This is a genomic window from Rhodosalinus sp. (assembly GCF_046542825.1).
In the GTDB taxonomy this organism is placed as follows: domain Bacteria; phylum Pseudomonadota; class Alphaproteobacteria; order Rhodobacterales; family Rhodobacteraceae; genus Rhodosalinus.
Map to the genome: position 1 here is coordinate 1 of NZ_JBKHAQ010000142.1, position 6,279 is coordinate 6,279.

General features: G+C 67.8%; 8 protein-coding genes. 1 reads left to right on the plus strand and 7 read right to left on the minus strand.

Annotation, left to right across the window (positions count from 1 at the left end; translation table 11 throughout):
- On the minus strand, positions 1–1,030 hold a 1,030-nt coding region (locus tag ACLFOB_RS13780; protein ID WP_410926449.1), incomplete at its 3' end, for a methylmalonyl-CoA mutase family protein.
- A gap of 195 nt (positions 1,031–1,225) precedes the next feature.
- On the opposite strand from ACLFOB_RS13780, the gene ACLFOB_RS13785 reads away from it, so the two are divergent.
- Positions 1,226–1,687, plus strand: a complete 462-nt coding sequence (locus ACLFOB_RS13785) for a DUF4174 domain-containing protein (RefSeq protein ID WP_410926450.1) — start codon at positions 1,226–1,228, stop codon at positions 1,685–1,687.
- Between the two features lie 43 nt (positions 1,688–1,730).
- Here the strand turns inward: ACLFOB_RS13785 and ACLFOB_RS13790 are convergent, their stop codons facing one another.
- From ACLFOB_RS13790 to ACLFOB_RS13815, 6 genes are all read right to left on the minus strand, one after another.
- Positions 1,731–3,731, minus strand: a complete 2,001-nt coding sequence (locus tag ACLFOB_RS13790; RefSeq protein WP_410926451.1) for an acetyl-CoA carboxylase biotin carboxylase subunit — start codon at positions 3,729–3,731, stop codon at positions 1,731–1,733.
- 120 nt (positions 3,732–3,851) lie between these two features.
- A complete protein-coding gene (locus ACLFOB_RS13795; protein WP_410916648.1) occupies positions 3,852–4,052 on the minus strand; it encodes a hypothetical protein in 201 nt (66 codons plus the stop codon).
- A 343-nt stretch (positions 4,053–4,395) separates the two neighbouring features.
- Positions 4,396–4,755: a hypothetical protein gene (locus tag ACLFOB_RS13800; protein ID WP_410916647.1), complete on the minus strand. Its 360-nt coding sequence runs from the start codon at positions 4,753–4,755 to the stop codon at positions 4,396–4,398.
- A gap of 72 nt (positions 4,756–4,827) precedes the next feature.
- Positions 4,828–4,968 (minus strand): hypothetical protein, encoded by a 141-nt coding sequence (locus ACLFOB_RS13805; RefSeq protein WP_410916646.1) that lies wholly within the window; start codon positions 4,966–4,968, stop codon positions 4,828–4,830.
- A 214-nt stretch (positions 4,969–5,182) separates the two neighbouring features.
- The gene (locus ACLFOB_RS13810) at positions 5,183–5,593 is read right to left on the minus strand and encodes a DUF6497 family protein (RefSeq protein ID WP_410926452.1); all 411 of its coding nucleotides are present in this window, start codon (positions 5,591–5,593) and stop codon (positions 5,183–5,185) included.
- Positions 5,594–5,604: 11 nt separating this feature from the next.
- A partial coding sequence (locus ACLFOB_RS13815; RefSeq protein WP_410926453.1) for an acyl-CoA carboxylase subunit beta occupies positions 5,605–6,279 on the minus strand: 675 nt, incomplete at its 5' end.

A 6,279-nucleotide genomic window follows, 5' to 3' on the forward strand; every position in this document is an offset into this window, starting at 1 on the left:
CCGCGCTCATCGCCTCGTAGGCGGTGCGCACGACGTTGTTGTAGGGATCCTGTTCCGCAAGGCTGACTCCGCTCGTCTGGCAATGGGTGCGCAGCATCTTGGACTTCGGGTCCTGCGCGCCCAAGTCGTCCATGATCCGGTGCCAGAGCAGCCGCGCCGCGCGCAGCTTCGCGATTTCCATGAAGAAGTTCATGCCGATCGCGAAGAAGAACGACAGCCGGGGCGCGAAGCGGTCGATGTCCATGCCGCGGCCCACGGCGGCCTTTACGTATTCCTTGCCGTCGGCAAGCGTGAAGGCCAGCTCCTGCACCAGGTTCGCGCCCGCCTCCTGCATGTGGTAGCCGGAGATCGAGATCGAATTGAAGCGCGGCATCTCGTTCATCGTGTATTCGATGATGTCGGCCACGATCCGCATCGAGGGTTCGGGTGGATAGACATAGGTGTTGCGGACCATGAACTCCTTGAGGATGTCGTTCTGGATGGTCCCCGAGAGCTGCGCGCGCGCCACGCCCTGTTCCTCGCCCGCGACGATGAAGCTGGCCATCACCGGGATCACCGCGCCGTTCATCGTCATCGAGACGCTGACCTGATCCAGCGGGATGCCGTCGAAGAGGATCTTCATGTCCTCGACCGAATCGATGGCGACGCCTGCCTTGCCCACGTCGCCCACCACGCGGGGATGGTCGCTGTCGTAGCCCCGGTGGGTGGCAAGGTCGAAGGCCACGCTGACGCCCTGCTGCCCGGCCGCCAGCGCGCGGCGGTAGAAGGCGTTCGACTCCTCGGCCGTCGAGAAGCCCGCATATTGCCGGATCGTCCAGGGACGGCCGGCATACATCGTGGCCTTCGGCCCGCGGACGAAGGGCGCCTCGCCCGGCACGCTGCCGAGGTGGTCGAGGTCCGCGACGTCCTCTTCGGTATAGAGCGGCTTGACCGGGATGCCCTCGAGCGTGTCCCAGGTCAGCTCGGCAGGGTCGCGGCCCTTCAGCTCCTTCTCAGCGAGCTTGCGCCAGGTCTCCGTCTTTGCCGTCATGGGTTTGTCCTTCCATGATGCGGGGCGGCGCCGGTCGCCCCGTCGTGATCCATGCGAGGCCCGGGGCTCCGGGGCCCGATGCCGTGCCGGACGAAGGGCGCGGCATCGGGGCGGGGCGGAAAAGACGCCCCCGGGCTGGGCGACGGCTTCGCTTTTTGCGAAATGCCGCTTATATCTCCGGCGTCAGGAGGTGCCATGACCCGCTTTGCCGTACTCTTGTTGATCGCCCTCGCAGCCACCCCCGTCGCCGCGCAGGATGCCGAGGCGGCACAAACCGAAAGCGAAGAGGCGGACTCCATCATCCGCGACGGAACCGACGCCACGCTGGACGAGTTCCTCTGGGTTGCCCGCCCCGTCATCGTCTTTGCCGACAGTCCCGCGGATCCGAACTTCGTCCAGCAGATGGAAGAGCTTCGCGCCCGCGAGAGCGCGCTTGCGGAACGCGATGTCGTCGTGCTGACCGACACGGACCCCTCGGCGGACTCGGAGCTGCGGCGCGAGTTGCGCCCGCGGGGCTTCATGCTGGTCGTCATCGGAAAGGACGGCACCCTGATCGCGCGCAAGCCGCTGCCGTGGAGCGAGCGCGAGATCAGCCGCGCCATCGACAAGGAGCCGCTGCGCCAGCAGGAAGTTCGCGAGCGGGGGCTCGCGGACTGACAGGCACCGTCCGGCGGCCGGCCACATGCTGCGCGCGCGGATCTCACTCGAACTCCATGATCACATCGTCCACGGCAAGGCTGTCCCCCGGACCGGCGTTGATTTGCGCCACCACGCCACGGCGTTCGGCACGCAGGATGTTCTCCATCTTCATCGCCTCGACGGTGCAGAGCGCCTGGCCCTCCTGAACCTCCGCGCCTTCCTCGACCTCGACGCGCACCAGCAGGCCCGGCATCGGGCAGAGCAGAAGCCTGGAGGTGTCGGGCGGCGCCTTCTCGGGCATCCGGGCTGCGAGCTCGGCCTGGCGCGGCGTGCGGACGTGAACCTTCAGATCCGCGCCGCGGGTGCGGATACGGAAGCCGCCGGTGATCTTGCCCACCTTCAGCGTCAGCGGCGCGCCGTCCACCGTCATCCGCGCCAGCGGCTGCCCCGGCGTCCATGACCCCACGACGCGATGCGTGGTGCCGTCGTCGAAGCGCACGGTCGCGCCCTCGCGGTCGGCGGAGATGGCGACCGCGAAACGCTCGCCCTGCGCGGTGACGATCCAGTCGGTGCCCACCTTGCGTTCGTGGTTGTCCATCCGGCCCGAGATGCGGGTGCGCCGGATCTCGGCCACCCGGTGCATCGCCGCGGCAGCAGCGACCATGCGACGCAGCGCATCCGGCACGAGGGCCACGCCATCGAACCCCTCGGGCCATTCCTCGGCGATGAAGGCGGTCGTCATCTCGCCGGCGACGAACTTCGGATGCTCCATCACCGCCGACAGGAACGGCAGGTTGTGGCCGATCCCTTCCACCTCGAAGCCGTCGAGCGCCTGGCGCATCCCCTCGATGGCCTCGGCGCGGGTCGGACCCCAGGTGCAGAGCTTGGCGATCATCGGGTCGTAATACATGCTGATCTCGCCGCCCTCGAAGACGCCGGTGTCGTTGCGCACCACCGCGCCGGGCGTCGCCAGTTCCTGCGGCGGGCGATAGCGGGTGAGCCGCCCGATGGAGGGCAGGAAGTTGCGGTAGGGATCCTCGGCATAGAGCCGGCTCTCGATGGCCCAGCCGTCCAGCTTCACGTCGTCCTGCCCGAAGGACAGCTTCTCGCCGGCGGCCACGCGGATCATCTGCTCGACGAGGTCGACGCCGGTGATCAGTTCGGTGACCGGATGCTCCACCTGCAGGCGGGTGTTCATCTCGAGGAAGTAGAAGTTCTTCTCGCCGTCGACGATGAACTCGACCGTGCCGGCGCTGGTGTATCCCACCGCCTGCGCGAGTGCCACGGCCTGTTCCCCCATGCGCTTGCGCGTCTCAGCGTCAAGGAAAGGCGAGGGCGCCTCTTCGATCACCTTCTGGTTGCGGCGCTGGATCGAACACTCGCGCTCGCCCAGATAGAGGCAGGTGCCGTGCTGGTCGGCCAGCACCTGGATCTCGATGTGGCGCGGTTGCGTGACGAACTTCTCGATGAAGATCCGGTCGTCGCCGAAGGAGCTTGCCGCCTCGTTCTTGGAGGACTGGAAGCCCTCGCGCGCCTCGGCGTCGTTCCAGGCGATGCGCATGCCCTTGCCGCCGCCGCCGGCGCTGGCCTTGATCATCACGGGATAGCCGATCTCCGAGCTGATCCTCACGGCCTCCTCTGCGTCCTCGATCAGCCCCATGTAGCCGGGCACGGTGTTCACGCCCGCCTCCTGGGCGAGTTTCTTCGAGGTGATCTTGTCGCCCATCGCCTCGATCGCGCCCCTGGGCGGGCCGATGAAGGCGACGCCAGCCTGCTCCAGCGCCTCGGCGAACTTCGGGTTCTCCGACAGGAAGCCGTAGCCGGGATGCACCGCCTCGGCGCCCGACTCGCGGATTGCGGCCATGATCCTGTCGATCACGATGTAGGACTGGTTGGCCGGCGCCGGGCCGATGTGAATCGCCTCGTCCGCCATCTCGACGTGCAGCGCGTTCTTGTCGGCATCGGAATAGACCGCGACCGTGGCGATGCCCATCTTGCGCGCCGTCTTGATGACGCGGCAGGCGATCTCGCCCCGGTTGGCGATCAGGATCTTCTTGAACATCCGCTCCCCTCTCCCGTTCCGGGCCTCGGGCCCGCTTTCAGACGGCACGAGGCCGCCGCAGACATGCGCCCGCGCGGCCCCGGCCGGGTTTCAACAATGGTATCGTGCGTCGTGGCGCGCTCAGCAGCGGGCCGGAAAACGCTGGCACCAGGCGATGTTGCCCGCAGCGCCCACCGCAGCCCCGGCAAGCGGGTCGGCGACCAGCACGCGCCCCGCAACGGCGCCCCCGACCGCACCCAGCGCCCCCTGTTCAAGCGGCGTCTGGCCGCAGCCGGCGAGCACCGCCAGCGCCACGACCGAAAGGATGTATCGCCTGCGCATCGTGTTCTGCCCCTGATGCTTGTCGAATTTGCACCGCTCTCCTGCGCGATCCCGGCTGATCCGGCAAGACCGCGCGCCCGCGCCCGACCGCCACGGGCCGGCGCCTGCCGCTCTGCAGGGCCCTGCGCGCCGCCGGACAAGCGGGGCGGCCGGCCTGGGGATGGGCGCGACCGCCCCAAAGGGGAAGGGTAACGGTGTAGACGGGGCCATCCTGCGCCACTCATCGCAAGACTGCTCCGCCACGATCCAACGTGGGACAGGTGGCGGCTTGCGTGCAACCTTCCCGTGCACACATGCCCTCGATCGGCGCGGACTCGCCTATAGGTTGCGGCTGCAAGCGGGATCATGCCGAATCCTCCCCCTCGAACAACTCGGGAAAGGCTTGACGCGCCGCGCCGAGGTCGAGAATCAGCAGCGCATCGTAGTCGGCGGGATCGAACGGGTCGTCATGCGGCAGCACCTCGCGCCCGAAGAGCCACGAAAGACGCCCTGCATCGAGATTGCCGCGGGGAAATGGCCGATCGCCGAAGTGCTCGATGAGCGCCGCGAGAAAGGCCCTGTCCGCTGCGCGATCGGTGCGGCGCCTGTCCGCGTAGCGTTCGCGCCGGACAAGCGGGGTCACGCCCTGCGGATTGGCCCGCCGGATGGTGAACTGAAGGTCGGTGCCCGGCAGCCGCGACGGAAAGCCGCGATGTTTCAGCATGCCCGCGCCCCTTTGCCGGCGGCACGACGAACGGGCAAGACGGGGGCAGGCAGGGCCTGCCCCCGGGAAGTCTTACTTGTACTTGCCGGTATCTTCCGGCTCGACCGTGATCGGCTCGGGCTCGACCACGACGAACTCTTCTTCTTGCTGGGCGCAGGCCGCCACGGCGGCAACGAAGCCCAGCATGGCCAGCAGCTTGATGCTCTTCGACATCCTTTTCTCCTGTCGTTGGCGGATACGCCCGGCAGCCCGGAAGGGACCGCCGAACGCACCACACAGAGTGCGGTCACTTGCACGCAACCAGTCTCTACCCTACGCGATGCGTCGGGGGAAATACATGCGGGCGAAACACCCGCGATCTTCTGTGACGCGAAAGCCGCATCGCTCCGGCGCGATGGCCGGAAACACGCCAGATGTTGTGCAGCCATCAGAACGCCTCCCAGATGCAGCGCGAGTCCTCGATCCTGTAGGCCTCGAAGAACTGCGCCACATCCGCGTCGTAGACGCCGAAGTCGACGGGCGCCTCCGCCAGGCTGACGACAATGCGCGCCGGTGGCCGGCCGGCGCCGAGAGCGTCGGGAAGCGCGTGCCGCGCGCAGAGATGCGCGGTGTCGGTCTCGCGCAGCCTGTGGGACAGCGCGCCCGCCTCAGGGGCGATGTAGCGGTAGCGCAGCAGCAGCCCCTCGGGCATGTCCTCGGCGATCGTCTCGACGAAGGCGACAGGCTGGCCGGAGGGCACATCCTGCGCCGCGGCAAGATCCGGGAGCGCAGCCAGCGCAACGGCTGCAGCTCCCCGGAGCCCGCGCCGGGCGCGGGCATTTCGGCCAGGACGAAGCACGGGGCCAGCGCCTAGAGCGGAATGTTGTCGTGTTTCTTCCAGGGCGTCTCGACCTTCTTGTTCCGCAGCGACGCGAAGGCGCGCGCCACGCGCATCCGGGTCGAGCGCGGCTGGATCACCTCGTCGATGAAGCCGCGCTCTGCCGCCACGAAGGGGTTGGCGAAGCGGTCCTCGTAGTCCTGCGTGCGACGCGCGATCTTCTCGGCATCGCCCAGTTCGGAGCGGTAGAGGATCTCGACCGCGCCCTTGGCGCCCATCACCGCCACCTCCGAGGTGGGCCAGGCATAGTTGAAGTCGCCGCGCAGGTGCTTGGAGGCCATGACGACATAGGCCCCGCCATAGGCCTTGCGGGTGATGACGGTGACCTTGGGCACCGTCGCCTGCCCGTAGGCGAAGAGAAGCTTGGCGCCGTGCTTGATGATGCCGTCGTATTCCTGCTTCGTCCCGGGCAGGAAGCCCGGCACGTCCACGAAGGTCAGAAGCGGGATCTCGAAGGCGTCGCAGAAGCGCACGAAGCGCGCGGCCTTGCGCGCCGAATCGATGTCGAGACAGCCGGCAAGAACCATCGGCTGGTTCGCCACGACGCCCACGGTCCGCCCCTCCAGCCGGATGAAGCCGGTGATGATGTTCTTCGCGAAATCCTCCTGGATCTCGTAGAAATCGCCCTCGTCCGCGACCTTCAGGAT